We start from the raw sequence: 26,819 nt of genomic DNA on the forward strand, positions 1-26,819 counted from the left end.
AGGCTTACTCCTTTCGCCCGGGCCATTGCGGATACTGTGATCGCACATAGTCGATGACATCTGCTTCACCCATGCATATGCGGTCATCACATTTTGTGGCCTTTTCAACCGTGATGATGCTGAGCAAGGCATTATCGATTTTTTGGCCATCCCCCATGCCGGAAACGAAATACCATTCGTCTTCCTCAAGCTCCGCTCCGGTCAGATACACTCGCGAAGGCCATTCGGCGCGATAGCCAATGCTGTCGCGGCTTCCGACACGAACAAATGTGCGTACAGGCAATTTGCGTTCGAGTGAGAATGCGTTGGCGGCGATGTCGTAGGGGTTGTCGAACGATGGGTGTCCGTCGTGATGAAGAGCTGCGAGCTTGGCGGGGACGGCATTATCACCGGCGAGACTTTCAAAGAGTCTTTGGGCTTGCATATTCGCCTGTTCGCTCTGGAGACGACGGAGTTCTTGTTCATGCGCACGTTGTGCGGCAAGGCGTTCCTTCTCGGCCTTTTGCTGCTCTTGCTCGGCTTTTTGTAGAGCGATCCGGTGCTGTTCACGGGCGGCGGAAAATTTCGCTGCGTCATGGTGTACAAGCAGGTAATCGAACTGCTTGCCGGTGTGGATTTTAACATCAACGAATTCAGCCTTGAGTTCGTAATGCTTGGGCCAATTTGTGATGAGGCCGACGTCTTTTAAGCGGGCACGGTATGTTACGCGAACTTCGTTTCTTGTCGCTTCAAGCCGGTCAACAGCAGCGCGACCGAGTGCATCGGGCAAATAGATTTTGCGATTGAAGGTGTCAGGTAAGTCTTCGAAGCTGACATAGACCTCGCCCCCGAACTCATTGTCCCTAAAATCATCGTGCCAACTGCATTCTGATTTGTATCGCTGCGTTCTTGGTGTGAAGTTTCCGATGTCAAGCATTGCGGTATCAAAATCGTAGTTCCGATCGACACGAAGTTTGTGCGAAAATTCAAAGAAATTTGGAGTGGTTTTTGCTCTGCTTAGAACATCAGGCTTAACCTCTTTTCGCCAATCCCGTAGTGCAAACTCATTGCTGCGAACAGATAAATAGCGATCGCAACTTCCCATTGTTGCAAGTTGGTCGATAACCCGGTCGTCATTCAAAGCTTCAGAACCATAGTGGGCAGCGAGCCAAAACACGCTGTCCTTTGTCAGAGGAATAGCTTTTTCTTGGGCGACGGCAGGAATGGGTTCTGGCTGTTTTTTCTTTGGCGCGCGATTTTCCTTTGCGGGAGCCGGGATGGGGGCCGCAGTGTCGGGGACGTCAGCTTGTACCGTCGGCGTTTGGTTTGTGCTTTCCGTTGTCTCGGCTTTTGCTGTTTTTGCCGGGTCATCTGGCACAATCGTCCAGCCGGTCTCCTTGCTGATGCGAAAACCTCGGGTGGTTGCGCCTGATGCATCATTTACAACAACCTCGGCGGTCTCCATTTCCGGGCATTCGGTGTCGAAAATCTTGGCTATTTTGGGAAACAGTGTTTCTTCGGTGCCGACCAGAGGGCTTTCATTTGTGCGTGATAGCTGTAGTTGGGTGTCGGTCTTGCACCAAGCGTCCCCACCAACACCAAACAGTTCGACGCCGAGTTTGGAAGACCGCGCGATTTGTTTGGTTTCTGCTGCTTGCAGGTTAAAGGGAAGGGCAAGCAGCGTGGCTGAGAAAATTAGTGATACTGCAGGGTTAGCAGAGCGTTTGAGCATTATCCAAGCTCCCATACGCCATCGGGTGATTTGCATGCAGAGTAATTTTGCTCTTCCGTTTCGCTGCCATCGCTGACCTTCATGGAAAGGTCGCGGCAGGTGGTCTGTACCATCAGCGTTTCAGTTTCGAATTCGGCATCAAGATCAATGACATCGTCGTCGCTTGCGACGATTTCTTCATTGGCAATTTTTTCTGCATCGGGGTCACTTGCAACCTCCACTGCGGCGGTTTGTATCTCGGGTGCTGTGTCGATCTGCCCGACGAGCGTGTGGTAAACATATCCGATGGCTTTGCCATCCTGTCCGACAAGATACCAATTTCCGTTTTCAACACTGCCAATCACATTCACAGCGGTATCTGCAGGAAGTCCACGCAAAATACTGGCGTCGGTTGTCGGCGCAGAGCGGACATTGGCACCTTTAAGAATGGCCCGTTCATCCCCGATAATGGTCATGCCAACGGGACTGGCAACGACTTTGGGGCGTTTGACTTCGACTTCTGCTGTTACCTGGCGGGTGTTTGTCGGGGTGATTTCCGCATGGGCGCCTGTATCAGGATTGTTCCATGTAACTTGTTCGCCGTCTCCACCAGCATCAAGTGTTTGGATGGTGGTTTGCTGTACGGCTTCCGTATCTTTTGGATCGAGCATTTCGCCGACCCAGTCGCCAATGAGATATCCTGCTGTCGCGCCGATGGCTGTTGCAACAAGCTGTCCTGCTCCTTTGCCAAACTGGGCTCCTAGAACGGTACCTCCGACAACACCTACTATTGAGCCAATAGTTTGGCCGGTTGTTTTGTTGCACCCGCCTAGAGCCAATAAAGACATCAAGACAAGAGCCGTGCTCCCCCGCAGCATTGCTTTGCTCATAAACAGTTCCCCTTAGTTGCAATTTTATGGTTCAGTTCTCATTAGAATATTATGCAACTTGGCGATATGTCTTCCTGTTCAAAAGGTTAGCAACTTATGATTTAAATGCTTATCCAAATAAAAGGCCTTTGGATTGCGGTCATTCTGATGGCGAGGGCAGCGGCACTTGATCGTGTGGGCCGTCCATGAATTTGTACGTTTCGCGCGATTCACAACGGGCTTCTTTGGATGGGGCATTTCATCATATTGATCGATCTATGTGCTTTGACGACCTTGCGCCTAGCAAATCCGAAATTCTACGACATATCATCATGGTAGGGTGGTCCCTTGCGGATTGTGTGAAGCAGGAGTTGGCATGAGCGATACTGATCGTGGCGCGGTGGCGCAAGATAACGACAAGGCCAAGACCAAGACCAAGAGCACTCGTAAATCCAAAAAGCCGCAAAAGCATATCAGCCTCGCCCTTCAGGGCGGGGGATCGCATGGGGCGTTTACCTGGGGCGTTTTGGACCGGTTGTTGGAAGATGAGGAAATCGCGATTGAGGCGATTTCGGGGACCTCGGCCGGGGCGATGAATGCGGCGGTGGTGACCTCAGGTTTTGCCAAGGGCGGGCATGACGGGGCGCGGGCCGATCTTGAAACGTTCTGGCAGGCGGTGTCCGAAGCCGCACGCTATAGCCCGCTTCAGCGCAGCCCGATCGATATTTTGTTTGGCAACTGGTCGCTTGAAAATTCGTTGGCTTATATGTGGCTTGATATGAGTGCGAAGATGTTTTCGCCCTATGATCTTAATCCGGCCGGGGATAATCCGTTGGCGGCGATTTTAAAGGATGTGGTGGATTTCAAGGCACTGAATGAAAGTCCGGCCAAGCTTTTTATCACCGCAACCAATGTTGAAACCGGGCAGGGCCGGGTGTTTCGCAATCCCGATATAAGTGTTGATGTGTTGCTGGCATCGGCCTGTTTGCCAACGATCTATAAGGCGATTGAAATTGACGGGGTGCCCTATTGGGACGGGGGATATTCCGGCAATCCGAGCCTTGGCCCGCTGGTGCTTGAATGCGGATCGGATGATACGGTTCTGGTCCAGATCAATCCGGTCAAGCGGCCGGGCATTCCCAAATCATCGCGTGATATTGCCAATCGGCTCAACGAGGTATCGTTCAACAGCAGCCTGATGAAGGAATTGCGGATGATTTCGATCCTGCGCAAGGATGCGCCGGAGCATGTCTGCGAAGCCAGCAAATGGGGGGCGATGCGGATGCATTGCATCGCAAGCGAGGCGATGCTTGAATTTGATCAGTCTTCGAAAATGAATGCGGAGTGGAGCTTTATGACCAAGCTGCGCGATACCGGTCGCGACGCCGCATCGGCGTTTTTAACACGGCATCGCCGCGATATCGGGGTTCGGCCATCGCTTGATCTGGATTTGTTTGCGCCAGATTACATGAAGCAATAACGATCATGGTCTGTGAGACGGGGCAATTGTCCATTCGGGTGAATTGCGCAGGGGGATCGGAAGGCGTAGAGTTCGCTTGCGATTTTTTAAAACCAACAAAAAGCGTCACCTTTTATGCCCCAAAGCGAATTTGAAAAGATGCAGGCAGGGGATTGGTATTCCTGCCTTGATCCGCAATTGTCCGAAATGCGCCATCGGGCGTTGGATGCATGTCATGAACATAGCCATCTTTCCCCGGCAGAGCGGGGAAATATCGGATCGAAACTGCGCGCATTATTTGCCAAATGTGCCGGAGACGTGCGGATAGAAGCGCGGTTTCATTGTGCCTATGGCATCAATATCCATCTGGGCCACGATGTATTTTTAAATGTCGGCTGCGTGATCCTTGATACCGCGCCGGTGCAGATCGGTGATCATTCGATGCTGGGCCCGAATGTGCAGATTTATTGCGCCGATCATCACCGCGAACCGGAATTGCGCAAACAGCATCTTGAGGTCGCAAAGCCCGTCACCATTGGCACCAATGTCTGGGTCGGTGGCGGGGCGATTATTCTGCCCGGTGTGACGGTCGGCGATGATGCGATCATCGGGGCCGGGGCGGTGGTGACCCATGATGTGGCGGCGGGGACAACCGTGGTTGGCAATCCGGCGCGGGTGTTACAGCGATAAAGCATTCGCGATAAAGCGTCGGGACCCCCGCCTGCGCGGGGGTGACGGGATGGCGGGGGACTTTCGGACACTTGAAGCGTCATGCCCGCGCTAGGCGGGCATCCATGGGTGTGATTGATGACGTGCAGAGTTTGATCAGCCACAGACCTTGGGCAGGTCATATTCACCGCGAATTTCCGATAATCCGTCTGCCAGTTCGCGCCGGCGTTGTTCGGCGGCGGTGTCATCGGCGATATTCGGGTCTTTGGCGATGATATCGGGATAAAGGGCGCGGGCGCGGTCTTCTTGTCCCTGATCGGAATAATTCAAGGCTTCTAACCACAAACCGGCAATGGCGAAATCGGGGTTCGAAGCGGCCTGTGCCGTGGCCGCATTGGTTGCGGCACTGGCATGGTCGCATTTGGCAAGTGCGGTCAGCCCGGCAAAGGCATCATCGCCAATTTTCGCCTGAATACGATCACGCTTTTCTTTTTGGGCGGCTTCAAAGGATTCTTTGGTGGCGGCATCGGCAGAGGCGCCGGAAATTGCCCCGGCGGTGGCCCCGGCCGCCCCGCCATAGACGGCGGACCGGGCGGCGGCCTCAACCGGATTGCCGCCAAAGATCGCAGCGGTAACGAACCCGCCAACCGCACCGGAAATGGCGCCAAGGCCCGCCCCCTGACCGGCATATTCACCGGTTTTGCCGGTACAGCCGGACACTGCAACACTCAGACCAAGGACAGTCGCAAGAACAGTAAGGCGCATGTGAATTCCGATCCGGTTAAATGACAACTTTGAAAACCCGTTGCCAAAACTATTGCACGGTCGGGTTTTGGGCAAAACGAATTATTTGGTCACTGTGAAGGGCATCATCCCAAGGTGCCAAAAAAAGATGGCAACCAGGTCAGATGACACTGGTTGCCAAGAGTTCTTCCGGGTGAGGGAGGGGCGGTTTTGGTTCGACCGTCAGGCGATATCGTCCAAGGTCGGGCGGCGTTTGCGGCCGGTAATCATGGCGCGGATCAGGTTTTCATGATGGCGCAGGCTGGCCAGGATCACCCCGGCAATGTGAAGCAGGACAAGGGCGAGCAAGCCGTTGGCAAGAAATTCATGGGTTTCTTCGACCCAGTCAGCACCCCAGAAAGCATCGGTCGTATACATCCAGCCGGTCAGCGCACAGCCCGACATCGCCAGCAAAAGGGCAACGATCATGGCAGCCCCCGCCGGGTTATGACCGACATAGCGGCGTTCGCGCCCCTGAAGGATATCGCCAAGATATTGCTTTGTTTCAGAGGGGCGTTTGATGAATTGGGTAAAGCGGGCATAGCGGGTGCCGATCAGGCCCCAGACAAGGCGAAGGCCAATCAGTGCCGCGGCAGCATATCCTGCCCAGTGATGCAGGCTGTCCCATTCGTCTGCGGTGATCCAGGCAATCGCAAAGCTTGCGGCCAGTCCCCAGTGAAACAGACGAACAAACGGGTCCCATACTTTTACCGGCATGCTGGTTTCTCCTTTATGTCGGGGCAGTGGTATTTTGTTAATTGGTCGGGCGGGATGGTGGGGAGGGTTCAGTCCCCACCGAAAACCGGGTATGTGCGGTATCAATCGCCTTCTTTGACGAGTTCGAAGCTTGCCGGATTGAAATAGGCTTCAATCTTTTTGCCATCGGGTTTGATGGCATAGACTTCGTAGCAGCCGTCATCTTCCTTGATCTTGCGGATGTCCCAGCCGTCTGCGGTGAGCTTTTCCTTAAGCGCATCGATGCTTTGCCAGTCGGCCTTGGGCGCGTTGCAGTAATTATCGTCGGCAAAGGCCGCAGTGGAGGAAAGCGACAGAGCCGCCCCGGCAAGCAGGGTGACGGCAAAGGTCGCGATCTTGGCAGTGGTGAAAACAGTGTTTTTCATGGCATGGTTCCTTCATAAGATGACATGGATTGCTTGGTTCGGAGCCGATGATGCCGATGTTTTCTGACAACGAGCTGAAAGGGCTGTGATGGTCGTTCAGCGGGATGTCAGGAAGTCGGTATAGGCAGGGCGTTTTATGCCGACGAGAGATGTGAGGGACGTTTGCGCATTCTTCTGGTGGAAGATGAATTGATGCTGGCCGATGCGGTGCGCGATCATTTGCTGGCCGCAGGTGAAGCGGTTGATCACAGTGCCAGTGTTATCGATGCCGAAATCATGCTGCGCGGCACGAATTATGACGTGCTGTTGCTTGACCTTAATCTGCCTGATGGCAAGGGGCTTGATCTTTTGCGGGCCTTGCGCCGCGACGGATCGGTCATACCGTGCATTATTCTGACGGCACAGGATCAGATATCGGACCGGATCGCCGGGCTGAATGCCGGGGCGGATGATTATCTGGTCAAGCCGTTTGATCTTGATGAACTTGCCGCACGTCTTGCGGCGGTGTCACGGCGCTATAGTGGTAATCCGAACCCGTTTGTTGCCTTGCAGGGTGGGATCGAGGTTGATCTTGCCGGTCGGGTCATTTTGGTCAATGGGGTGCAAACCGATCTGACATCGCGGGAATGGGCGCTGTTTGATCAGATGGTCAAACGACCGGGGCAGACCCTTTCGAAGCGTCAACTTGAAGAAGCGCTTTATGAATTCGGGGCCGAGATCGAAAGCAATACGGTCGAGGTGTATGTCAGCCGTCTGCGGCGCAAGATTGGCAAGGACGTGATCAAAACCGTGCGCGGTGTTGGTTATCGGGTTGAGGGATAATGAAACTCACAGCGCAAAACAGCCTTCAATTCACCCTGACCAAACGCCTGACAATCATTGTCGTGCTGTTCTGGATCATTGGCGCGATCTTTGCCGCCTATACCGCCCGCCACGAAATGGAAGAGGGGGCGGATACTGCCCTGATCGAGACATCCCACAGAACCGCGACCCTTGTTCTGGATTATCTGATTACCCATCAGGTCGCGGGCGAGATTTTGGTCATGCCCGAACCGGCCTTTGAGATCGTTTTGGGTGTGGACGGTGATGATGACGGCGACGACGATGTTGATGATGACGACTTCATGCAATATCAACTGCGCAATCGCGCCGGGGATGTGCTGTTGCGCTCTCAGAATGCGCCTGGTACGCCGTTTGATGCCCCGCTTGTCGCAGGTTTTGCCAATAGTGACAATCTTCGGGTCTATACCAGTGTGACGACAGATGGTGCGCTGTTCATGCAGGTGGCGGAACCGACCGAACACCGGACCGAGGCGATTATTGAGACGGTGGTCTCGCAATTCACCCCTTTGATCTTTCTCGTGCCGATCACCATTCTGGCGATTGTTTATGGCATTTCACGCGGGCTGGCCCCGGTGCGCCAAGTCCTTGACGAGATCGAAGCCCGCGGGGAGGGCAATCTTTCGCCGATTGTGCAGGACGATCCGATTGAAGAAATCCATACCATTGTTGCTGCGGTCAATCGCCTGATGGGCAAGCTTGAAGCCGCCCTGAGTGCCGAGCGCAGCTTTACTGCCAACAGTGCCCATGAGTTGCGCACCCCGATTGCCGTCGCCCTTGCCCAGACCCAGCGTCTGGTGCTGGAACTGCCGCAAGATCATCCGGTGCAGAAACGCGCATTGCAGACCGAGGCTGCGTTAAAACGGTTATCGCGCCTGTCAGAAAAGCTTCTGCAACTGGCCCGGGCCGAAGCCGGTGTTGGCACCAGCCCGACCGGTGAAAACCAGAAACTTGGCGCGACATTGGCACTCGTGATCGAAGATATCAAACGGGCCGGTGCCGATGGCGGCGTGATTGATTTTGATCCTGCCACAGCAGATATGCTTGAGGCCAATATCGATCAGGATGCCTTTGCGATCTGCATGCGCAATCTGATCGAGAACGCGCTGAAACATGGCGGTGATGAAGAACCTGTCAAGATTACCATCAGGGGATCTGACACGATTTGTGTTTCAAATGGTGGGGCGCCTGTATCGGCCAAGGATCTGTCAGACCTTAAAGCGCGGTTCAAGCGATCCAACAGCAAGGCGGATGGGTCCGGATTGGGATTGGCGATTGTCGAGACCATCGTGCGCAACACCAACGGGACCCTTACCCTGTATTCGCCGCGCCCGGATAAGGCAGACGGGTTTGAGGCGGAGCTTCGGTTGCATCGGAGTTAAGGGGATTGCCGTGTTTTCGTCGTCATGCCAGCGCAGGCGGGCATCCATTCTTGCGGCGGTGCGGATTGTCTGTTTTCTTAAACCCGCAGAGATGACGCAGTGGTTATAGATTCCCGCCGTTGCGGGAATGACGGGTGTTGGTGGCTTATTTGCCAATCCCGACCTTGATCGCGAATTTGCGCAATGGCCCGATGCGGTTAATCGCGCTTAGGCCGGCATAGCGCAGATCGCGCAGTGGTTTTGGCTCCAACATCGACGCCCGGTTCAAAAGATCAATGCCGCCAACGCGGGCCAGTGTTTTGGGCAATTGGCGGCGTTCATAGGATTTCAAAAGCGGGGTCGCGCCGATATCCTGCCCGTGCAATTTTGCCTTTGCCATCAGATCGGCCAGTGTTTCGATGTCATGCAGGCTCATATTGAGCCCTTGTGCGCCAATCGGCGGGACGACATGGGCGGCCTCGGCAATCAGGGCGAGGCGGGCGGCAATCAGGCGGTTGGGAATTTGGGCAATCATCGGCCAGACCGCACGCGGGCTTGCGACAGTGAGCGGGCCGAACAGGTTCATGGTGTCGTGGGTGATTTCGGCTGATAACGCTTCGTCGCTCATCGCGTTCAGATCATCAGCACGCGCAGCCGGTGTCATCCAGACCACGGACGAGCAGGGCTTGCCACCCAGATCGGGCATCGGAACAAGGGTCAGGGGCCCGCCGGTCCGGTGAATTTCGGTCGAGATATTATCATGCGGTTTGTCATGGGTGACGACAAAGACCATGGCACTTTGATCATAGGCCCAGCGTTTATGTTTGATCCCGGCCATGTCGCGCAAAGACGAATTGCGGCCATCAGCGGCAATCACGACTTTTGCCCGGATGGTTTCATCATCCGACTTGTCATCTGAGATGGTAACATCGGCAAAACGCGCAGTGTTTTTAAAGCCGGTCACAGTCGTGGAAAAGCGGAAATCAACATTATCAAGCTGGCCAAGCTTTGCCATCAGGGCAACGCGGGCGGCCTTGTTCGACACGTTCCAGCCAAAGAAACCCTGTTTGGTTTCAGCCCCGTCAAAGTCGGCGGTTTCCCGCGGGGTTCTGGTTTCGCCACCGGCATCGACAATCCGCATGACGCGCAGTTCCGCCCCCGTGGGTTTGATGGCATCCCACACACCGGCTTTGGTCAGGGTTGCGATCCCGGGTTCGAGAAAGGCGGTGGTGCGTAAATCGGATCCTTCGCCGATGTCGGCGGGGGCAGGGTCGACAATCACGATCTGATGTCCGTCGGCGGCAAATCGTGCCGCGGCACTCATTCCGGCGATCCCGCCGCCTGCAATCAGAATATCTGTTTCGATCATGATCGTATTTTCCCATCTTCACGCATAAATACCGGCCAGTTACCGCGCATTTGTGTCGGGCAATGTGCCCGTTTGATCGGTTATACGCAATCATTTTGGGGTTTGGTTTGATCCAAATCGTCGCCTTGGTGCGATCAGGGCGGCTATGCGACGCCAAGGGATTGCGTCATCGGGCGGGATCGGCCATTTTGGATCGGTGCACACCCCGCTGCACCGGCCAAATCGGCTGCCTGCCACCATAGGAAAATTAACATGCTTGCCTGGTTTTATCTGTTCATTGCGATCAGCCTTGAGGTTATCGGGACTGTATCGCTTAAATTCTCCAACGGATTTACCGACTGGCGGTTTTCGGTTCTGACCCTTGTTGTCTATGGGTTGAGTTTCTGGGTTTTGTCGCTAACACTGCGGGTTATTCCGATTGGCACGGCCTATGCGGTTTGGGCCGGGCTGGGTACGGCGGCCATCGCGATCATTGGCTTGGTGTTTTTCAAAGAACCAATGACCGCGATGAAGGGCATTTTCCTGTTGATGATTATTGGTGGGGTTGTCGGGCTTAAGGTGGTCGGTGGTAAAAGTTAACGGCGTTAAGTTTTCTGCGCCTTGATCGTTCGGATCGCGTCTTCGATATCGCGATGTTTGGGGTTCCAGCCCAGTTCACGCTGTGCCTTGGCACTGCTGAAATGCTGGCTATGGGCCAAGCCGCGGGCCCAGTCGCCCAGACGTGCCATCGCGGTTTCGGCTGTGATGGTTTCAACCCGTGTGTTTCCCGACCCGAAATGTCTGGCGATCAGATCTGCTGCCGCACGGTTTGAAAGATCATGGATGGTTGATCCGATATAGCTTGAACCGGGTTTGGCCTTTTCAAGCGCCAATCGGTAAAGATCAGCCAGATCGTTAGCATGGACCAAGGGTTGATAAATCTCATCCCCGCCAATGACGGTAACGCGGTTTTGCGTTTTTATGGTGTCGATATCCCGGTCAAAATGCCCGGTTCGGCCATCTTCGCCACTGGTATAAACGCAGGCCGGATGAAGGATGATGCCGTCGATTTTTTCATCCGAAAGAACGCGGTTGATGCCCGCGATCCCCCATTGAAATTCCGGTAACGGGGCAAAGGCGGTGGTTTCATCCATCATCGGGTCTGAGGGCGAGGATTCTGGATACATCCAGATGCCGCCGGTATAGATCAGGCGCACCGGGCGGGCTTGGCGATGCAGGGCCGGGATCAATTGATCGAGAAGGGTGGCATCAATCTTCGCCATTTGATCGGAAAAATCACAGGCGGTGTGAATGAAACTATCGATTTCGGGTAAATCCGCGCACCAGATTTCAGGTTCGGTGATATCGCCCATGATCGGGGTTGCCCCGGCGGTGATCAGGTTGTTTTTGCTGTTCTCGGACCGGGCAAGGGCGAACACCTTATGATCATGGGCAATCAGGTTTTTAAGCACCGCCGATCCGATCAGGCCGGTGCCGCCGGTGATGAAGACACGCATCATAGCTCTCCTTTTGGATGTGATGCGGTGCTTATCGGACCTCAACCGCGATTGAGGTCAAGCGGGTTTTAACGGCAACCGGGCACAAAAAAGCCGGGCGATGGCCCGGCTTGATTTCGATGTTGTTGATCAGGCTTAGTTAGCGAATTCGAAAATGCCATCAATCTCGACCGCGACACCAAGCGGGAGGGAGGCCACACCAACAGCGGATCTGGCATGTTTGCCAAGATCGCCAAAGATTTCGACCATGGTATCGGACGCGCCATTGACGACTTTGGGCTGATCGGTGAAGTCCGGGGCGGAATTGACGAACGCGTTCAGTTTGACGACACGGGTGACTTTATCAAGATCGCCAATCGCGGATTTAAGCTGTGCAATCAAGACGAGCGCGCACAGACGGGCTGCCTTCTGGCCGGTTTCAACATCGAAATCCTTGCCAAGTTTGCCGACAAATTTCAGCTCGCCATTTTCCATGGTGATCTGACCCGAGATGTGGACAAGGTTGTTTGACACAACATAGGGCACGTAATTGGCAAATGGCGCGGTGGCGATCGGAAGCGTAATGCCAAGATCGGCAAGATGGGCATCAATTTTTCCAGCCATGTGGATTGATCCTTTTTACTGTGGTGGCGTGTCATTTTGCCAAACTTAACGGCCTTGGGTTCTGAACAAAACAGTTTCTTTTCTTGTGCGACGCAGCATTATTGCAATGTGGTTAATTGCTTGAAGCTGTTTCACCGAGGTTTGAAAAAAATGAAATTGCCTTCACGGCCAAAGCACCGCACAACTATAGGGATAAAATTCATGCGCAATATCAAAGGCAAGGCGTGTTTTTTAGTTTGATATCAAATGATTGAAAGTCGCAAAATATGTCGTTTCGCAATCAGGTCGGAAATTTGCACGGTGCGTGGCTTGCCCTGATCGGGGTGCTTGTCATTTGCCCGGATGCCTTATTGATCCGCCTGATTGAAGTGGACGATATGACGGCGTCATTCTGGCGGATCGGTTTTCTGGCGGTTGCGACCTTTGTGATGGCCTTGATCAAAGGGCACTATAAGGGGCAAGGGTTTGTTGCCTCGGTCATCCCCGGACGTCATGAAATTCCCGCCGGTCTGTTTTTTTGCGGCACGACGATTTTCTTTATCCTGTCGATCCGCAACACCGATGCGGCAAACACATTGGTGATCATTGCCGCCACCCCGTTGATTGCCGGTGTGATCGGGGTGTTGGTGTTTAAACGCAACCAACCGATGCGGACATGGGTGGCGTCCGTTGTGGTGTTTGTCGCCCTTGCCTTGATTGTCGGGGCCGGGTTTGGCGGGGAAAATGCCCTTGGCGATGTTCTTGCCCTGTGTGCTGCGACCTGTATGGCCGGGTTCTTTAACGTCATTGGCGCACGGCCGCAGATCAATGAAATCAAGGCCATGCTGTTTGGCTCCTGTATGGGCGCACTGATCCTGCTGCCGATGGCGGAGCCGTTTAGTGTGACGGGCATGGACTGGGTTTGGCTTTTGATGTTGGGGTTCTGGGTGCTGCCGGTATCGTTTTTGTTTATTTCCGCCGGGGCACGAAAAATCCCCGCCGCCGAGGTCGGTTTGATCATGCTGAATGAAGCGATCCTTGGGTCGTTTCTGGTGTGGCTGGTGATTGACGAAACACCGGGCCGGATGACCCTTATATGTGGCACAATCGTCATCGTGACATTGGTGTTCCACAGTCTTCTGGGTATTCGCGAAAGTCGCCGTATGCGCGCAGCTGCACCACTTTAAGATCACGGTAATTGACAGATCGGCTTATGCGGTTTAGGTGAGTGTACTCATTGAGTGAACTCATCCAATCGGAGAGGCCCCATGAATATCCGGGCGACCAAACGCGAAGAAACCCGTCAAAAGATACTTGAAGCCGCACGCAGCTGTTTTGCGAATGGCGATTTTGACAGCGCATCAACCCGCGAAATAGCCAAGCGGGCCGGTGTGGCCGAAGGCACAATTTTCAATCATTTCCCCACCAAGGAAGAACTGGTGATTTGCTGCATCGGGGCGCAAATGGCCGAGGCAATTGAAATCGGTCTTTATACCATGGACCCGGAATGGTGCTTTGTGGACAGGCTGATGCATGTGGCATCTTATCGCTTTGCCCAGATCGGTCTTAATCCCGGTATGTGGCAGGTGATCATGCAGCATGTGGTGTTCAGCCCGCGCAAAGGGGCGGTGCAGGACCTGATGCAAAGCAGCGGTCTGATCAAGGCGATTCAGGGTTTGATCGAAGAAGCGCAGCTTTCAGGGGAACTAAACGCGAATTTGTCGCCGGAACTGATCCGTAAAAGCCTGATGGCGCTTTTCCTGTTTACCATCCACGAACATATGAGTAGCCAGAATTTCGACTGCGAAGATATGTGTGCAACATTGCGCGAACTGGTCGAAGCGCAGGTGATGGGGCTTTGGGCGTCAAAGCCGGAATTGGCGGCCTAGAGCGGAGCGCAGCTTAAATCTGACGCGCTTTAAATGCGCACTATTCCCCGATCAGATGCAGGGTGACTTTGCGCCGGTGCGGCGCATGGCGATGTTCAAACAGATAAATCCCCTGCCAGGTGCCCAGCATCGCCCGGCCATCGCCAACCGGAAGGGTCAAAGACACATCGGTCAGGGCGGATTTGATGTGGGCGGGCATATCGTCGGGCCCTTCGCAGGTGTGGCGATACAGGGACGGGTTTTCCTGCACCAATTGGGCAAAGAAGGTTTCGAGATCACGCCGCACATCCGGATCGGCGTTTTCCTGAATGGTCAGGCTGGCCGATGTATGGCGGACAAAGACGGTCAACTGACCACAAGACAGGCCGGTTTGGGCGATCCATGATTGAACCGGATCGGTGATTTCAAACAGGCCCTGACCGTTGGTGGTGATTTCAAGCGTGGTCTGGTCTTGTGTCAGCATCGTATTTTATCCCGTCATGTCCTTACGTGCCGGACGGGAAGGCGTTCCGTCAGGCGGCAGCTTTGGCGTTGTTTTGATCGTAAAACCGCACAGCCGTCATGGCAAGGTTGCCAAATTCATAGCTGTTATGGATCAGATCGGGCGTGAAACCGTCTGATGCCGCGCCAAGGGCGACGTAAAACGGCATCAAATGATCGTCTTCGGGGTGGGCCATTTCTGCATGCGGGGCGAGCTTGCGATAATTTAGCAAGGCATCAATGTCGTGGGTTCGGGTTTTTTCAACCATCCAGTCGGTGAATTCCCTGGCCCATGGATCAATCGGCCCTTCATTGCGATCAAGTACGCGCAGATTGTGGGTCATCGCACCACTGCCAATGACAAGAACCCCCAGATCGCGCAATCCACGAAGCTTTTTGCCCAGTTCATAATGATCTTTGGGGCTGCCATGGCCGAGCATGGAAAGCTGAAAAACCGGAATGTCGGCAGTCGGGCGGGCGAGGATCATCGGCATCCATGCCCCGTGATCAAGGCCACGCGCGTCATCGGTGGCAATATCGATCTGATCGGCAATTTGCCCGGCCAGGTCGGGATCACCTGCGACGTCATAATGCAGATCATACAGCGGTTTCGGGAAGCCAAAGAAATCGTGGATGGTTTCTTGCTGTGCTGCGGTCGAGATGGTCGGGGCATCGGTCTGCCAATGGGCGGAGACGATCAAGATGGCGCGGACACCGTCGGTATGGCGGCCAAGCTCACCGACAAAGAAATCAAAGGCGGGTGTGTTTTGACGCGCAACCAGCATCGGAGAGCCGTGCGAGATAAACATCGGGGCCAGATTTGCGGATGGGGGTTTTGCGGTTGCGTCGGTCATGTCGGGCACCTTGATCAGGGACAGTATCGATCCTGACTATGAGCGTAATAGCGGGCAATGACCAGATGCGGTTCGTAAACAGTCTGTTGCCATTGCCCGGCGAAAGATCGGATGCCGGGCAATGGGAATTTGATTTTGGGAGTTCCGTGATTAGGCGCGGCGGCCAAACAGCATCAGCAGCACACCACCGACAACACCTGCAACCCCGGCAATCAGATACCAGATGGTTTCATCGGTATAGCGGCCAACCAGGGTTTCGGAAATCTGATCAACAGCACTTTCCGATGCGTTATAGCCGGTTACCAGAAGGGCAACGCCAACCACAAGAATGACAACGCCAAGAATACGGGCCATGGACATGATGTTTGCTCCTGCCTTTTCTCTATTTTGCTTTTGAACATATTGAACAGAAAAGATAACGCCGCGTGATTACGGTTGTTCCAAGGCAGCGTAAAACATCCTGTCGGGGCGGGTTGACGGGGCATTGCCCATGGACTGAAATCAGAACGGCAAGGACATGCTGATTTCGACCGTACTGGTTTCAGTGTCATCATTATCATTGGCAACCGACATCCTGTGGCTGAGGGCAAGCTCGCTGGTAAGTCCGCCGATATTAAAGCCAAATCCGGTGCGCATGCGCTGATTGCCAAATTCGTTGAGGTTGCTGGCAAAGAACGGGCTTACAATCCCCATCTGGCGTCCGGCCTGATCGGTCAGGGCAAAGCCATAGGTGATGGTGCCGCCGATAGTGTATTCGCGGTAGTCAGACCGCCCGGCAAGATAGGTACCCTCAAGGGCGGCATTCAACCCGGTGATCGCATCAGACAGGCGCACACCGCCGCCAATGTTAAACGCGGTTTTGTCATTGTTGATTTCATCGGTGAAATCATAGACCAGACCGGTTTCAAGGAAGGGCGAGACGGTCAGGCTTTGGGTCGGGGCGAAGTCATAGGCGACCTCGATGGCCGGTTTGATCTGACGGGTGTTGGAGCGACTGCTGGTATTTTGTGTGCCGTTGCTTTCGGTATAGGCATCGACGGTTTTGCGAGCCGCCAAAAAGGCCAGAGACGGGGTTAACGATACCGGCAAGGTATCAACCGGACGGAGCCGATAAGACGTGGTCAGCGCGGCATACCACATGTCTGATTCTGTGGTGCCCGACACCGCCTTGTTGTCGCGCATCACATCAATGTCGCCCGTGCCATAGCCCGCTTCGCCAGAGATGGTCAGGTTTTCAATCGGGCGATAGATGGCATAGGGGGATATCGTCCATCCCCGTTCATTGTAACTGCCATTGTTAAACGACGTGGTCAGGTCGGTATCGGTGTAACCAAGCGACAGGCCCGCGATCAGGGCGTCGGCAAAACGGTAATCCAGACCGAGATTATAGCCCCAGACATCACCGTCATAGCGGCTGTCCGTGGTGCCGTTGACATAGTCGTTTTCAACCGAGGTAAAGGAGCCATGGCCCCACACCGTAAAGGGGGATGTGGTGGCAAAGGCCGAACGGCCATCGACACCGGCGGCACCACCAACATCGCCTTGGTCGGTCGGGCCAAGGCCGAGCATATCCATGCCAAGGCCGGTGGAGCTGTCAAAACTGCCCATCATCGCCATGCGGCGCAGTGCGTCATCGCGATCCGTGATGCTATTGCTGTTGCGGCCCTCATCGGGTGCTATGTCGGTCAGGCTGGTGCGATGGGGGCTGGTTTCGCGCATTGAGGAGGTAAGGCCCGGCACATTGTTGGTATTGGAATTGTTGGCGGCACTGATTACGGATGAGACGCGCGATGCGATATTTTGTTGAACAACCGTGGTCTGGGAGCGCGAGACGGCCGCGATCACAGCGGATGTGGTGCTGGCGGAGGATGACGCGGCAGGTTCTACTTTGAGTGCGCAGGCACCTGTCATGTTGTATGTCGCGCCGATGCCTTCAAAGCGAAGGACGCCGTCTGTGGTGTCGGCTGGGATCTCGAAGGACAGGGTGATGGTGTCGCCATTTTCAGAGCTACCGGTCGTGATCGTCTGCGAATTGGCCGCGTTGTTATTGTCCGTATAGGTAAAGGTATAGTTGATTGTCGAAGCAGGGGCCGCATGTGTGAAGGTAATCTTGGCGATCTCGTTCGCACTAAAGGCGCTGGAGAACTGCGCGCCATTCGAGGTTCCTGAGAAACTGTTTAGGGTGTTACAGCCATCGCTTAGCGCAAAGGCACTGTTGGCAAAGGGCAGGGATAGGCCCGTAAGGGCCAATGCACACAGGCCGTTTTTCACGAGAGTTTTGCACGCGGTCACGGGAGAACGATCAGATCGCTCCTGTTTGCAGGTGCTTCTGTTCTTATGCATTGTTCGCCATGCCCATATCCTTTTTGATCGGTGCCGACGGATCGGTCCCGTTGCAGGATCAATAAAGGCATTACGCGGTGAGGGTTATCCTTAAGGACGGAGGTGTGTCGATTTCTGACCATAAGTGGATAATGATTGACCATAAGTGGACAGCGAAGGCTGTCAGGTGCGTGATTTGGTCAAGGAAAATGTCGTTCAGGACAGGGTGCTGATCACATCATCACTGCGAGTCAGCGTGCAATATTCTGATGCCAGAACGGCGGCATAAAGATCAAAGACGGTTTGCGCATCAAACCGTTTGCCGTGGGCATCCGTGACATCAATCGCGGTGGTGGCATCAAGTGGCAGGTGGCAGTCAAAGCCAAGGCAGTGCGCGGCACGGATCGATACATCCATCGAATTGTGAATGACAACGCCGGTAAAGATCAGGCGCGTAATGCCGCGGTCGCGCAGATGTTGTTCAAGATCGGTGCCGATGAAGGCGCAATTAACAGATTTGGTGATGACGGTTTCACCATCCATCGGGGTTGCTTCGTCCTTGAACGGTTGACCGGGGCCGTCCGCGTAAAAGGTTGAGGCCGGATTGGATTCTTCGTGGCGGATATGGATCACGGGCAGATTGCGCGCCCGAAATGTGCTGAGAAGCTTGGCAATCACATCGGCATAGCCGGGATTGTTTTTTGAATCCCATTTCGGATCGTCGATGGCCTTTTGCACATCAAGGACGATGAGGGCGGTGGCTTTGTCGATGCGAAAAGTCATCTTCATATGAACCGTTTAAGGAGTTGGTTGAGAGGTTCGTCCGCAGTCTTTGGAACCCGACGAAATCCATTACCTTTGTTTTGATCTACCCTATACAGGTTATTCTCGACAGGTGAAAATACTATGCGACTGTTATCTTTTTGCCTGTAGATAATCCCATTTTGATCATGCCACCAATCACCATTGATACTGTTAAGGGCTCTTGATAGGCAGCCATTGACGGAACCAATTGTGCTAGGTCGTCGGTCCAAAGAAATTGCCGTGAGTTCACGAATGCACTTTCTGACCGCGTTCGGAATGTAAGGGGGGAGCGAAGAGATATCTAATATCTTAGATTTTATACACTTTCGCTCAATAACTCGGTCGACAAACTGGGAGCGGTGAAAGTCATCATCTAGTGCCCGGTAAGCTTTTGCGTCCTTTGTGTTAAAGTGTTCCATAATATCGTAAGGGAATTTCCCTCCGCACAATTGGTACAGTATGCAACCAAGTTGGTAGTAGTCTCCCTGCTTTGTATATGTACCATCAATGAACGCTTCAGGAGGCTTGTAAAGTAATGTGTGCTGAGATGCCGTGGTTTGACCTACTGCATTCGGTAGCAACTTAACGCTTCCAAAGTCTGCGATTTCTGGAACATCGTTGTTCAAAACAATGTTTGCGGGTTTTAGATCCCTGTGAACTAAGTTGCGTTGATGAAGTTCGCTTAGTCCGAGAGCGATATTCGTGGTTAATGTAATTGCTCTTCGGAGTTTGCATCTCTCAGAAATTAAGCGGTCTAAATTACCATCTTGCCGCCAAGGAGTTATAAAAAAAGCCCATTCGTCGTCGACGTTTCGAGCTTCATAGATATTGATCACGTTGGGGCTATTAATCTCTTGCAAAACACGTGGTTCGTCATGGCGTGCGTCACCAGGCTCTCCGTAGTAATATTTGATAGCAACTTCAGCATTAGAGACTTTGTTTCTAGCCGAGAACAAATGCCCATTTCTCCCGTCATGATTCTCGCCAAAATCAGCATAGTGGACTGCGAGTTCGTTTAGACTCAGGGCAATTGCTTCAGGTAGATTTCTTGTATCAATATTCTGAAGTTCTATCATTAGGGCCTGCTTGTTAGAGGGCGGAAATGGCAGATTTCAGGGCATCTTCAACAAACTTCTTAGGTGCACTTTCAAGCTCTATCTTTTGCGTTTTTTTAGAGCTTATGAAAACGACTTCACATTCTGCCGAAGCAAGAAGCAGGCCCTCCATTTTTAAGCCCGCGGGGCCCATAGAACGAAAACCTTTTTCGTTTTTTTGTTTTATTGCAATTTTGTTGGGGGTCGCATCTTTAAGTAGCCCGCTAACAGCGACTTGAAATGTTTGTAGGTCCCCAGATGATCGCGTGCTTGATAACGCAATTTTGTTGTAATCTAGGATGTCAAAATTCTCTTGCTCGCCCTCAATAACGATGTAGCACATCTGATGGGCATTAAAGTCTATTCCAATAACTTTCATACTTAATTACCTCAGAAATAAAAATGGCTGCGAACTAAGTCGCAGCCATTTTTGCACGTTATATTAGAATAATATACGGATTTCACGCAATATTTGTGAAAGTTACGAGCAGCCCGTCGTGCCGCCACAAGAGTCACATTTCAGACAGGTGCCATTCCGGACCAGCGTGAAGTTGCCGCAATCGGGGCAACCATCACCCTCGTAACCCTTCATGCGGGCTTCGCGGATCTGGTCCATTTTCTGGTCGACCTTGGCCGAGACTTCTTCGCCGGCCGTCAGGATCGCAGTGGTCTGCGGTGCTGCCGGTGCGGCGGTTGTGGCTGCGGCACTTGCCGTTTCGGCAGTGTGGCTGTGGCCATGGCCGTCGGTGCCTGTCGATTTGACTTCGACAACGCGTTCTTCGGTCTGGGCACCGCCATCGACAACATAAAGGTTGCGACGCACGAAGCCGCTTGATGCCACCTTGCGGATGGTTTCAATCGCCTGATCCCCGGATTTCTTGGCAGCTTCGCCAAGATCGCCTTCGGCCACACCTTCACCAACGGCATCGGGAAGGATGTCGGATGGCTGAACATGGGCGAGGTCATTGCGACCAAGATAGGAAATCGCAAGTTCGCGGAACATGTAATCAAGGATCGAGGTCGACATCTTGATCGCATCATTCCCGGAAACCATGCCCGATGGTTCAAAGCGGGTGAAGGTGAAGGCTTCGACATATTCTTCGAGCGGAACACCGTATTGCAGGCCGATGGAAACGGCGATTGCAAAGTTGTTCATCAAGGAACGGAAAGCCGCACCTTCTTTATGCATGTCGATGAAGATTTCACCAAGTTTGCCGTCTTCATATTCACCGGTACGCAGGTAAACCTTGTGACCGCCAACGGTGGCCTTCTGGGTGTAACCTTTGCGGCGGCCCGGAAGGGAACGACGGTCGCCACGGATGACGCGTTCGATGATTTTTTCAACGATCTGCTGGGATGCGGCAGTTGCCTTGGCGGCAGACGGCTGATCAGCGTAATCGTCTTCTTCAACAAGGGCAGAGTTCAGCGGCTGGCTGAGTTTCGAGCCATCACGATAGAGCGCATTTGCCTTCAGACCAAGACGCCAGGACAGCATATATGCGTCTTTACAATCCTGGATGTTCGCACTGCTTGGCATGTTGATGGTTTTCGAAATCGCACCCGAGATGAAAGGCTGCGCTGCGGCCATCATACGGATGTGGCTTTCAGCCGAGAGATAACGCTTGCCAGTACGACCGCATGGATTTGCACAATCAAAGACCGAGAGGTCTTCGTCACGCAGATGCGGGGCACCTTCAAGGGTCATCGCGCCACAAACATAGGTGTTTGCCAGTTCGATCTGTTTTTTATCAAACCCAAGGGCGGCCAGCATGTCAAAGTCCATGCTGTTGATCTGTTTGGCATCAAGACCAAGCTGGTTGATGCAGTAATCATCGCCAAAGGTGTATTTGTTAAAGACAAACTTGACGTCGAATGCGTTTTTAAGCGCGCCTTCAACCTTGGCAATCGCGTCGTCGTCAAAGCCCTTGGCTTTGAGGTCATCATGGGTGATGGACGGCGAGCCTTTGAGCGTTCCGTGACCGACTGCGAATTTTTCAATGTCGCGGATCTGGTTTTCGGTATAGCCAAGGGTTGCCAAGGCAACCGGAACGGTACGGTTGATGATTTTGAAATATCCGCCACCGGCAAGCTTTTTGAACTTCACGAGTGCGAAGTCAGGCTCGATCCCGGTGGTGTCGCAATCCATCACCAGACCAATGGTGCCGGTCGGGGCAATCACGGTGGTCTGTGCATTGCGATAGCCATGCTTTTCGCCAAGCTCGATCGCCTTGTCCCATGCGGCACGCGCGGCAACCGGAAGTTCGGCATAGGGGCTGTCAGCAGCGACCAGCGGAACCGGATTGATGGCAAGGCCTTCATATCCATCCTGTTCGCCGTAAGCTGCACGGCGATGGTTGCGCATAACACGCAGCATTTCGCTGGCATTGTCGCCATAGCCCGGGAACGGACCCTGTTCACCCGCCATTTCGGCCGAAGTGGCATAGGAAACACCACACATGATCGCGGTCAGGGACGCGCCAATCGCACGGCCTTCGTCGCTGTCATATGAAATGCCCATGCTCATGAGCAGGCCGCCAATGTTGGCATAACCAAGGCCGAGCGTGCGGTAGCGGTAGGAAAGTTCGGCAATACGATCGGACGGGAACTGTGCCATCAGAACCGAGATTTCCAGAACAACCGTCCACAGACGGACAGCATGTTCATAGGCCGCAACATCAACGCCACCATCATCAGAACGGAAGTTCATCAGGTTCAGGGAGGCAAGGTTGCACGCGGTATCATCAAGGAACATATATTCCGAGCACGGGTTGGACGCATTGATGCGACCCGAATTCGGGCAGGTGTGCCATTCGTTGATCGTGCTGTCATACTGGATGCCGGGATCGGCACAGGCCCAGGCGGCTTCGCCAACTTTGTCCCACAGATCACGTGCAGCAATGGTTTTAGCAACTTTGCCATCGGTACGACGGATCAGTTCCCAGTCACCGTTATCCAAAACAGCCTGAAGGAAGCCGTTCGAGACACGAACCGAGTTGTTCGAGTTCTGACCCGATACGGTCAGATATGCCTCGGAATCCCAATCAGTGTCATAGGTTTTGAAGCTGATTTCGGTGAAGCCCTGACGGGCGAATTCAATGATTTTATTGATATAGCTGTCCGGGATCATGACCGCACGGGCACCCAAGACAGCTTCTTTAAGCTGCGGGTTGGCACGCGGGAGGAAACGATCTTCGGAGTCAGCAGCGCCATCCCAGTTGGTGCAGGCTGCAAGAACTTGGGTCAGGTGCTTTTCAGCAAGTTTGGAACCGGCGACAAGGGCAGCAACTTTCTGCTCTTCGACGACTTTCCAATCAATATATTCTTCGATATCGGGGTGATCGATATCGACAACAACCATTTTGGCCGCACGGCGGGTGGTGCCACCCGATTTGATTGCGCCAGCAGCACGGTCACCAATTTTCAGGAAGCTCATCAGGCCGGAAGAACGACCGCCGCCCGACAGATTTTCACCGCCGCCACGCACATTCGAGAAGTTCGAACCTGTACCGGAGCCGAATTTGAACAGACGGGCTTCACGGGTCCAGAGATCCATGATGCCGCCTTCATTGACGAGATCATCGGCAACAGACTGAATAAAGCAGGCATGCGGCTGCGGATGTTCGTACGCGCTTGCCGATTTGGTCAGTTCGCCGGTTTTGAAATCAACATAGGAGTGACCCTGTGCCGGGCCATCAATGCCGTATGCCCAATGCAGGCCGGTATTGAACCATTGCGGAGAGTTCGGAGCACCCATCTGGTGGGAGAGCTGATAGCGCATTTCATCAAAGAAAGCCTGCGCATCGGATTCGGCGTCAAAATATCCGCCTTTCCAGCCCCAATAGGTCCAGGTGCCTGCAAGACGGTCGAAGACCTGCGTTGCGCTGGTTTCGCTGATATAGCGTTTTTCAGTCGGCATTTTTTCGAGCTTGGTCTTGTCAGCAGCCTGACGCCACAACCAGTTCGGAACGTCTTTTTCCTTAACCGGCTTCAGCGCAACCGGAACACCGGCCTTGCGGAAATATTTTTGCGCCAGAACGTCACTCGCCACCTGGGACCAGGAGGCGGGAACGTCAATGTCATTCATTTCAAAAACAACCGATCCATCGGGGTTTTTGATTACGCATGACGATTTGCGAAAGTCGATGTCTGCGTATGGGCTGACACCTTCCTGAGTGAACTTTCTGGTAATCCGCATGGTCTGCTCCGGTTATGATCAGACGTGAAGCCGTGCGGCGCTTTGCGCCTGCCTCGCCTGACTCTATATAGTTTGCTCTATGCATAAACGCCGCCCCTATGACCATTTTTTTGGCCTTTGCGAGATCAGCGCTAAATCCGTATTCGTGTGGAGTGGTCCCCCCTTGGAACCATCCGGTTCGTGGGAAGACTATAATGGCAAAATTTTGCCACAGTCCACCAATCTTTGTGGTTGACAGCGTTTTTTACCACAACATGTAGTGGGTCAGTTGCTGTCTTGCTGATTCGATGCTGCTGGGATTCTCGTTAACAATCTCTGAATCCGGCGCTGATGCCCGGAAAACTGCGGTTCTTGTCGCAGCGTGATTGTGTGTCGGTCCTAAGACTCGGACTACATGTTGTGTCGGGACGGGGTGTCCTTCACAAGATAAACACAAGCTAACGCCGTTTGCGTTGCATTTCCAGTGCGAAGCTGAAAACTTGTTGATCTGCCGTGATTGTTAGCATGCGAATATCGATTAACAGTTTGATATTTATGTTAAAATTCTGTTTCTGTTCTGGGTCGAATTCAACGTGATCCATGCGGTCACGCCAACAACAGACATACCGCATATTGTGGATAACCGGGTGGACAAAGGCCCCAGACATATATGGATCAATGAGTCGTCGCCCCACCAGCAGTTGTGGGTCGTTTTGAACCGATGGATATCATCAGTCCTTGATCTTGTTTCCAGTCCGGGTTGGGGCCATTTACAGGCAAATGACAATGACCGGGGGAAAGTTGGGGGAATGTCGGGGGCAGGAGACCTTGAAACATTGACTTTGCTGCAACATCACGACATATAAGTCACTTGTTCGACAGGGGGTATTCCGCGTAACCCCTGTGCCGCTTTGGGGACGGTTACGTCACCGGGGCGGACAAACCAAATCTGGAGAGAGACCCAACATGGCCACCGTCGGCACCCGTATTTATACTGCGCTGTTTGGCAAGCGCGTTGGCGAAGACCGTTTCGGCAATATCTATTACACCGAAAAGACTCCGGCCACGGGCCGCCGCACCAAACGTTGGGTCGTTTACAAAGGTATTGCCGAAGGGTCGAAAGTTCCGGCTGAATGGCATGCATGGCTGCATCACACCGTTGATGCGCCGCTGTCAGACAAGGCGGAAGACCGGTATGACTGGCAGAAAGAACATCTGCCGAACCTGACCGGGACCAAACATGCCTATCGCCCGGCCGGCCATGAATATAGTGGTGGCAAGCGCGCGAAAGCGACCGGTGACTATCAGGCTTGGTCGCCGGAAGGCTGATTGGCCAAGCAAGATCAAAATATAGAGCGGGCGCGGGGCAACTCGCGCCTGTTTTTGTCTTAAGCGGTTTCGTTTGTACGGTTGTGTTTTAGTGCTGTGCAATCCAATATGTAGAACAAAGACATACAAGACGGATAAGGTCCATGAGCAATAGACTGATCGAAACCCTTGCTGGTGCTGCTGTTATTGCAGTTGCGGTTGTATTTGCGGGCTATTCCTATTCCCGTGCGGGCCTTGATACCGTCGAGGGATATGAGCTTAAAGCCAGCTTTAACCGCATTGACGGTCTGGCTGTTGGCAATGATGTGCGCATTTCAGGTGTGAAAGTCGGAAGTGTCACCGCACAGGACCTTGACCCGAATACCTATATGGCTGTTGTGAAAATGTCGGTGCGTTCTGATCTGACCTTGCCGCTTGATAGTTCGGCGAAAATTGCGTCTGACGGGTTGTTGGGTGGCAAGTTTGTCGCACTTGAACCGGGTGGCGATATTGACATGATCGAAGAGGGTGGCGAAATTGAATACACCCAAGGATCGGTCAATCTTGAAGATCTGATCGGTCAGGTTATTTATTCGTCCACCAGCAGCAAAGAGTGATCAAGCTCCCGGCATCGGCCATCAATAATTGTTGGACCGCCGGGAAAACCAGACGGCCATGATTTTGCCGGTTTTGCGCGCGAATGTGCGAAATATGGTTAGGGTTATGTGGTTTAGGTTATGTGGTTTGGCCTATGACGTGATGCGGATTGGAAATGATATCCTTTCGTATCAGCACTGTCGGAGCGGTTGATGAAGAAGACCGAAAACATGCAGCATTTTCCAACATGGCAGGCAACCGATGGTTCGCCATTATCCTGTGTGGAAAAGATCAAAGTCCTGAATGACAATTTCGGCGAATTGCGCGAAATGATGCAGGATGCGCTTGAAGATGCGCTTTTGATGGGTTGCGATGAAGGGCAATTTCGCACCGTGATGCGCGAAGTGGTCGCTGAACTGCACAATCCCTATGATAAAAGCGACAAACAGGACTGAAGAGCCAGATGAAACGATCCTTTGCGATTGCCGCGATTTGTTCGACATGTGCAATGATCGGAACGGGTTATGCCGCACTTGATTATCGTCCGGCCCCGGTTGCCCAGCTACAAGGGCTTGATAAAATCACCGCGCGGATTTCGACCTTTGACGTGCCGGTCGGGCAAACGACCAAATTCGGCACATTGTCGATCCGGGTCGATGCCTGTTACCGCACACCGCCAGAAGAATTGCCCGAAAGTGCGACCTTCCTTGATATCGCCGATGTGCCCGATGATGGCCGTGCGGCGCGGGATCAGATTTTTTCCGGCTGGATGTTTGCATCAAGCCCCGGTTTATCCGCGCTTGAACACCCGGTTTATGACGTTTGGCTTAAAGAATGTCTGAACCCGGCAGATGCGGCAGAAGCTGATGCCGCGCCACAGGCGGGGCAGGGGCAACCCGCACCAGAGCAGCCTTAGAAACAATCGCGCAAAAACGCGGTTTGCGACAGAGTGATTAAAAGCTGACACCCAAAGGGCAGTCAGCTTTTTTCGTGGCATTTTCTAAGCGTTCCCGCCGAAATCCGATATGTGCCGACATATTTAACTGTTCTTATGTTGT

Annotated in this window: 27 protein-coding genes; 11 read left to right on the forward strand and 16 right to left on the reverse strand. The window is 53.4% G+C overall.

Annotated features, from left to right (window positions below):
- Nucleotides 1-4: 4 nt before the first annotated feature.
- Together RIC05_RS15245 and RIC05_RS15250 are read right to left on the reverse strand one after the other, a co-directional pair.
- Nucleotides 5-1,711 (reverse strand): hypothetical protein, encoded by a 1,707-nt coding sequence (locus tag RIC05_RS15245; RefSeq protein ID WP_350045539.1) that lies wholly within the window; start codon nucleotides 1,709-1,711, stop codon nucleotides 5-7.
- Nucleotides 1,711-2,580: an SH3 domain-containing protein gene (locus RIC05_RS15250; RefSeq protein WP_350045540.1), complete on the reverse strand. Its 870-nt coding sequence runs from the start codon at nucleotides 2,578-2,580 to the stop codon at nucleotides 1,711-1,713. The genes RIC05_RS15245 and RIC05_RS15250 overlap by 1 nt, the downstream gene beginning before the upstream one ends.
- 355 nt (nucleotides 2,581-2,935) lie before the next feature.
- Here RIC05_RS15250 and RIC05_RS15255 point away from each other — a divergent pair, with 355 nt between their 5' ends.
- Together RIC05_RS15255 and RIC05_RS15260 are read left to right on the forward strand one after the other, a co-directional pair.
- Complete coding sequence (locus RIC05_RS15255; RefSeq protein ID WP_350045541.1) at nucleotides 2,936-4,039, forward strand: patatin-like phospholipase family protein; 1,104 nt, start codon at nucleotides 2,936-2,938, stop codon at nucleotides 4,037-4,039.
- A 114-nt stretch (nucleotides 4,040-4,153) separates the two neighbouring features.
- Nucleotides 4,154-4,708: a sugar O-acetyltransferase gene (locus RIC05_RS15260; RefSeq protein WP_350045542.1), complete on the forward strand. Its 555-nt coding sequence runs from the start codon at nucleotides 4,154-4,156 to the stop codon at nucleotides 4,706-4,708.
- Nucleotides 4,709-4,843: 135 nt separating this feature from the next.
- On the opposite strand, the gene RIC05_RS15265 is transcribed toward RIC05_RS15260, so the two are convergent.
- The 3 genes from RIC05_RS15265 to RIC05_RS15275 form a co-directional block, all read right to left on the reverse strand.
- Nucleotides 4,844-5,452, reverse strand: a complete 609-nt coding sequence (locus RIC05_RS15265) for a YMGG-like glycine zipper-containing protein (RefSeq protein WP_350045543.1) — start codon at nucleotides 5,450-5,452, stop codon at nucleotides 4,844-4,846.
- A gap of 201 nt (nucleotides 5,453-5,653) precedes the next feature.
- Nucleotides 5,654-6,187, reverse strand: a complete 534-nt coding sequence (locus RIC05_RS15270) for a cytochrome b/b6 domain-containing protein (RefSeq protein WP_350045544.1) — start codon at nucleotides 6,185-6,187, stop codon at nucleotides 5,654-5,656.
- A 101-nt stretch (nucleotides 6,188-6,288) separates the two neighbouring features.
- Complete coding sequence (locus tag RIC05_RS15275; protein ID WP_350045545.1) at nucleotides 6,289-6,591, reverse strand: PepSY domain-containing protein; 303 nt, start codon at nucleotides 6,589-6,591, stop codon at nucleotides 6,289-6,291.
- A gap of 162 nt (nucleotides 6,592-6,753) precedes the next feature.
- Between RIC05_RS15275 and RIC05_RS15280 the strand changes: the two genes are divergently transcribed.
- Together RIC05_RS15280 and RIC05_RS15285 are read left to right on the forward strand one after the other, a co-directional pair.
- On the forward strand, nucleotides 6,754-7,413 hold the full coding sequence (locus tag RIC05_RS15280) for a response regulator (protein WP_350045546.1): 660 nt from the start codon (nucleotides 6,754-6,756) through the stop codon (nucleotides 7,411-7,413).
- Nucleotides 7,413-8,813 carry a sensor histidine kinase gene (locus RIC05_RS15285; protein WP_350045547.1) on the forward strand — a complete coding sequence of 467 codons (1,401 nt, stop codon included), beginning with the start codon at nucleotides 7,413-7,415 and terminating at the stop codon, nucleotides 8,811-8,813. Before RIC05_RS15280 ends, RIC05_RS15285 begins: the two co-directional genes overlap by 1 nt.
- Nucleotides 8,814-8,958: 145 nt before the next feature.
- Here RIC05_RS15285 and RIC05_RS15290 read toward each other — a convergent pair whose 3' ends face one another.
- Nucleotides 8,959-10,161 carry an FAD-dependent oxidoreductase gene (locus RIC05_RS15290; RefSeq protein ID WP_350045548.1) on the reverse strand — a complete coding sequence of 401 codons (1,203 nt, stop codon included), beginning with the start codon at nucleotides 10,159-10,161 and terminating at the stop codon, nucleotides 8,959-8,961.
- Between the two features lie 252 nt (nucleotides 10,162-10,413).
- Here RIC05_RS15290 and RIC05_RS15295 point away from each other — a divergent pair, with 252 nt between their 5' ends.
- The gene (locus RIC05_RS15295; RefSeq protein ID WP_350041298.1) at nucleotides 10,414-10,740 is read left to right on the forward strand and encodes a DMT family transporter; all 327 of its coding nucleotides are present in this window, start codon (nucleotides 10,414-10,416) and stop codon (nucleotides 10,738-10,740) included.
- A 5-nt stretch (nucleotides 10,741-10,745) separates the two neighbouring features.
- Here RIC05_RS15295 and RIC05_RS15300 read toward each other — a convergent pair whose 3' ends face one another.
- Together RIC05_RS15300 and RIC05_RS15305 are read right to left on the reverse strand one after the other, a co-directional pair.
- Nucleotides 10,746-11,657, reverse strand: coding sequence for an NAD-dependent epimerase/dehydratase family protein (locus tag RIC05_RS15300; protein WP_350045549.1), 912 nt, complete (start codon nucleotides 11,655-11,657; stop codon nucleotides 10,746-10,748).
- Between the two features lie 135 nt (nucleotides 11,658-11,792).
- On the reverse strand, nucleotides 11,793-12,260 hold the full coding sequence (locus RIC05_RS15305; protein ID WP_350045550.1) for a RidA family protein: 468 nt from the start codon (nucleotides 12,258-12,260) through the stop codon (nucleotides 11,793-11,795).
- A gap of 266 nt (nucleotides 12,261-12,526) precedes the next feature.
- Between RIC05_RS15305 and RIC05_RS15310 the strand changes: the two genes are divergently transcribed.
- Nucleotides 12,527-13,426 (forward strand): DMT family transporter, encoded by a 900-nt coding sequence (locus RIC05_RS15310; RefSeq protein ID WP_350045551.1) that lies wholly within the window; start codon nucleotides 12,527-12,529, stop codon nucleotides 13,424-13,426.
- Between the two features lie 81 nt (nucleotides 13,427-13,507).
- The gene (locus tag RIC05_RS15315) at nucleotides 13,508-14,128 is read left to right on the forward strand and encodes a TetR/AcrR family transcriptional regulator (RefSeq protein WP_350045552.1); all 621 of its coding nucleotides are present in this window, start codon (nucleotides 13,508-13,510) and stop codon (nucleotides 14,126-14,128) included.
- A 40-nt stretch (nucleotides 14,129-14,168) separates the two neighbouring features.
- Here RIC05_RS15315 and RIC05_RS15320 read toward each other — a convergent pair whose 3' ends face one another.
- From RIC05_RS15320 to RIC05_RS15355, 8 genes are all read right to left on the reverse strand, one after another.
- Nucleotides 14,169-14,591 (reverse strand): secondary thiamine-phosphate synthase enzyme YjbQ, encoded by a 423-nt coding sequence (locus RIC05_RS15320; protein WP_350045553.1) that lies wholly within the window; start codon nucleotides 14,589-14,591, stop codon nucleotides 14,169-14,171.
- A 49-nt stretch (nucleotides 14,592-14,640) separates the two neighbouring features.
- Nucleotides 14,641-15,462 carry a DODA-type extradiol aromatic ring-opening family dioxygenase gene (locus RIC05_RS15325; RefSeq protein ID WP_350045554.1) on the reverse strand — a complete coding sequence of 274 codons (822 nt, stop codon included), beginning with the start codon at nucleotides 15,460-15,462 and terminating at the stop codon, nucleotides 14,641-14,643.
- 150 nt (nucleotides 15,463-15,612) lie between these two features.
- On the reverse strand, nucleotides 15,613-15,822 hold the full coding sequence (locus RIC05_RS15330) for a DUF3185 family protein (RefSeq protein ID WP_350041291.1): 210 nt from the start codon (nucleotides 15,820-15,822) through the stop codon (nucleotides 15,613-15,615).
- A gap of 141 nt (nucleotides 15,823-15,963) precedes the next feature.
- The gene (locus RIC05_RS15335; protein ID WP_350045555.1) at nucleotides 15,964-17,733 is read right to left on the reverse strand and encodes an autotransporter domain-containing protein; all 1,770 of its coding nucleotides are present in this window, start codon (nucleotides 17,731-17,733) and stop codon (nucleotides 15,964-15,966) included.
- A 267-nt stretch (nucleotides 17,734-18,000) separates the two neighbouring features.
- Nucleotides 18,001-18,567, reverse strand: coding sequence for an isochorismatase family protein (locus RIC05_RS15340; RefSeq protein ID WP_350045556.1), 567 nt, complete (start codon nucleotides 18,565-18,567; stop codon nucleotides 18,001-18,003).
- Nucleotides 18,568-18,569: 2 nt separating this feature from the next.
- Nucleotides 18,570-19,664: a protein kinase domain-containing protein gene (locus tag RIC05_RS15345; protein WP_350045557.1), complete on the reverse strand. Its 1,095-nt coding sequence runs from the start codon at nucleotides 19,662-19,664 to the stop codon at nucleotides 18,570-18,572.
- A 13-nt stretch (nucleotides 19,665-19,677) separates the two neighbouring features.
- The gene (locus RIC05_RS15350) at nucleotides 19,678-20,061 is read right to left on the reverse strand and encodes a DUF3010 family protein (RefSeq protein ID WP_350045558.1); all 384 of its coding nucleotides are present in this window, start codon (nucleotides 20,059-20,061) and stop codon (nucleotides 19,678-19,680) included.
- A 102-nt stretch (nucleotides 20,062-20,163) separates the two neighbouring features.
- Nucleotides 20,164-23,877, reverse strand: a complete 3,714-nt coding sequence (locus RIC05_RS15355) for a vitamin B12-dependent ribonucleotide reductase (protein ID WP_350045559.1) — start codon at nucleotides 23,875-23,877, stop codon at nucleotides 20,164-20,166.
- Between the two features lie 945 nt (nucleotides 23,878-24,822).
- Here RIC05_RS15355 and RIC05_RS15360 point away from each other — a divergent pair.
- From RIC05_RS15360 to RIC05_RS15375, 4 genes are all read left to right on the forward strand, one after another.
- Nucleotides 24,823-25,185: an NADH:ubiquinone oxidoreductase subunit NDUFA12 gene (locus RIC05_RS15360; RefSeq protein WP_350041287.1), complete on the forward strand. Its 363-nt coding sequence runs from the start codon at nucleotides 24,823-24,825 to the stop codon at nucleotides 25,183-25,185.
- A gap of 143 nt (nucleotides 25,186-25,328) precedes the next feature.
- Complete coding sequence (mlaD, locus tag RIC05_RS15365) at nucleotides 25,329-25,781, forward strand: outer membrane lipid asymmetry maintenance protein MlaD (protein WP_350045560.1); 453 nt, start codon at nucleotides 25,329-25,331, stop codon at nucleotides 25,779-25,781.
- Nucleotides 25,782-25,973: 192 nt separating this feature from the next.
- Nucleotides 25,974-26,216 (forward strand): hypothetical protein, encoded by a 243-nt coding sequence (locus RIC05_RS15370; protein WP_350045561.1) that lies wholly within the window; start codon nucleotides 25,974-25,976, stop codon nucleotides 26,214-26,216.
- A gap of 8 nt (nucleotides 26,217-26,224) precedes the next feature.
- Complete coding sequence (locus RIC05_RS15375) at nucleotides 26,225-26,677, forward strand: DUF2155 domain-containing protein (RefSeq protein ID WP_350045562.1); 453 nt, start codon at nucleotides 26,225-26,227, stop codon at nucleotides 26,675-26,677.
- Nucleotides 26,678-26,819: the final 142 nt, after the last annotated feature.

The organism is Thalassospira sp., assembly GCF_040218635.1.
GTDB lineage: Bacteria > Pseudomonadota > Alphaproteobacteria > Rhodospirillales > Thalassospiraceae > Thalassospira.

Bases quoted from the DNA above. Each gene is read 5' to 3' on its own strand.
- RIC05_RS15245 (WP_350045539.1), bottom strand. From the start codon at position 1,711: ATGCTCAAACGCTCTGCTAACCCTGCAGTATCACTAATTTTCTCAGCC.
- RIC05_RS15250 (WP_350045540.1), bottom strand. From the start codon at position 2,580: ATGAGCAAAGCAATGCTGCGGGGGAGCACGGCTCTTGTCTTGATGTCT.
- RIC05_RS15255 (WP_350045541.1), top strand. From the start codon at position 2,936: ATGAGCGATACTGATCGTGGCGCGGTGGCGCAAGATAACGACAAGGCC.
- RIC05_RS15260 (WP_350045542.1), top strand. From the start codon at position 4,154: ATGCCCCAAAGCGAATTTGAAAAGATGCAGGCAGGGGATTGGTATTCC.
- RIC05_RS15265 (WP_350045543.1), bottom strand. From the start codon at position 5,452: ATGCGCCTTACTGTTCTTGCGACTGTCCTTGGTCTGAGTGTTGCAGTG.
- RIC05_RS15270 (WP_350045544.1), bottom strand. From the start codon at position 6,187: ATGCCGGTAAAAGTATGGGACCCGTTTGTTCGTCTGTTTCACTGGGGA.
- RIC05_RS15275 (WP_350045545.1), bottom strand. From the start codon at position 6,591: ATGAAAAACACTGTTTTCACCACTGCCAAGATCGCGACCTTTGCCGTC.
- RIC05_RS15285 (WP_350045547.1), top strand. From the start codon at position 7,413: ATGAAACTCACAGCGCAAAACAGCCTTCAATTCACCCTGACCAAACGC.
- RIC05_RS15290 (WP_350045548.1), bottom strand. From the start codon at position 10,161: ATGATCGAAACAGATATTCTGATTGCAGGCGGCGGGATCGCCGGAATG.
- RIC05_RS15295 (WP_350041298.1), top strand. From the start codon at position 10,414: ATGCTTGCCTGGTTTTATCTGTTCATTGCGATCAGCCTTGAGGTTATC.
- RIC05_RS15300 (WP_350045549.1), bottom strand. From the start codon at position 11,657: ATGCGTGTCTTCATCACCGGCGGCACCGGCCTGATCGGATCGGCGGTG.
- RIC05_RS15305 (WP_350045550.1), bottom strand. From the start codon at position 12,260: ATGGCTGGAAAAATTGATGCCCATCTTGCCGATCTTGGCATTACGCTT.
- RIC05_RS15310 (WP_350045551.1), top strand. From the start codon at position 12,527: ATGTCGTTTCGCAATCAGGTCGGAAATTTGCACGGTGCGTGGCTTGCC.
- RIC05_RS15315 (WP_350045552.1), top strand. From the start codon at position 13,508: ATGAATATCCGGGCGACCAAACGCGAAGAAACCCGTCAAAAGATACTT.
- RIC05_RS15320 (WP_350045553.1), bottom strand. From the start codon at position 14,591: ATGCTGACACAAGACCAGACCACGCTTGAAATCACCACCAACGGTCAG.
- RIC05_RS15325 (WP_350045554.1), bottom strand. From the start codon at position 15,462: ATGACCGACGCAACCGCAAAACCCCCATCCGCAAATCTGGCCCCGATG.
- RIC05_RS15330 (WP_350041291.1), bottom strand. From the start codon at position 15,822: ATGTCCATGGCCCGTATTCTTGGCGTTGTCATTCTTGTGGTTGGCGTT.
- RIC05_RS15340 (WP_350045556.1), bottom strand. From the start codon at position 18,567: ATGACTTTTCGCATCGACAAAGCCACCGCCCTCATCGTCCTTGATGTG.
- RIC05_RS15345 (WP_350045557.1), bottom strand. From the start codon at position 19,664: ATGATAGAACTTCAGAATATTGATACAAGAAATCTACCTGAAGCAATT.
- RIC05_RS15350 (WP_350045558.1), bottom strand. From the start codon at position 20,061: ATGAAAGTTATTGGAATAGACTTTAATGCCCATCAGATGTGCTACATC.
- RIC05_RS15355 (WP_350045559.1), bottom strand. From the start codon at position 23,877: ATGCGGATTACCAGAAAGTTCACTCAGGAAGGTGTCAGCCCATACGCA.
- RIC05_RS15360 (WP_350041287.1), top strand. From the start codon at position 24,823: ATGGCCACCGTCGGCACCCGTATTTATACTGCGCTGTTTGGCAAGCGC.
- mlaD (WP_350045560.1), top strand. From the start codon at position 25,329: ATGAGCAATAGACTGATCGAAACCCTTGCTGGTGCTGCTGTTATTGCA.
- RIC05_RS15370 (WP_350045561.1), top strand. From the start codon at position 25,974: ATGAAGAAGACCGAAAACATGCAGCATTTTCCAACATGGCAGGCAACC.
- RIC05_RS15375 (WP_350045562.1), top strand. From the start codon at position 26,225: ATGAAACGATCCTTTGCGATTGCCGCGATTTGTTCGACATGTGCAATG.